1 protein-coding gene is annotated in these 642 nt (G+C 71.2%); it reads right to left on the bottom strand.

Going from position 1 to position 642, the window contains the following annotated elements:
* Positions 1-642: enolase C-terminal domain-like protein (locus KZA10_RS16960; protein ID WP_306300838.1), on the bottom strand; the 642-nt coding region annotated here is incomplete at both ends.

Genomic DNA, 642 nt, shown 5'->3' with positions numbered 1-642 from the left:
GCGGCGCTCACTCCGACATGCGACTCCATCATGCAGCCGATCACGACACCCAGGCCCGCCTCTCGTGCGGCTTCCGCGGCGGCGAGGGCCTCGGCCAGCCCACCCGTCTTGGCGAGCTTGATGTTCACGAGATCGGCGGCTCCGCACTCGGCGACCCTGCGCACGTCCTGGGCCGTGCGCACCGACTCATCGGCCATGATCGGGGTGTCGACGGCCGCTGTCACGGCGGCGAGAGCATCGAGATCGTGCGCGGCGACGGGCTGCTCGACGAGTTCGATCCCGAGGCCTGCGTCTTCGGCGGCACGGATCACGCGGATCGCGGTCTCGGCGTCCCAGGCCTGGTTCGCGTCGATCCGCAGTGTGACGTCGGGCCCGACCGTGGCACGAACGGCGCGGAGTCCGGCGACCGTGTCGTGCGCAGCGGAGGCCTTGAGCTTGAGGCACCCGAACCCCGCGGTGACGTACTCCTCGGAAAGCGCTGCCACCGCATCCGGCTCCCCCACGGACAGGGTCATGTCGGTGCGGATGCGCGACGTCCTCGAGGAGTCGTGCACGGCGTATGCGCGAGACAGGCAGGCCGCGAGCGAGACCCCCTGCTGCTGTGCGGCGAGATCCGCGACGGCGCACTCGACCGCGCTGCGG

It is taken from the genome of Microbacterium sp. BF1 (assembly GCF_019279095.1).
Taxonomy (GTDB): Bacteria; Actinomycetota; Actinomycetes; order Actinomycetales; family Microbacteriaceae; genus Microbacterium; species Microbacterium maritypicum.
This window is presented reverse-complemented; position numbering and strand designations above follow the sequence as displayed.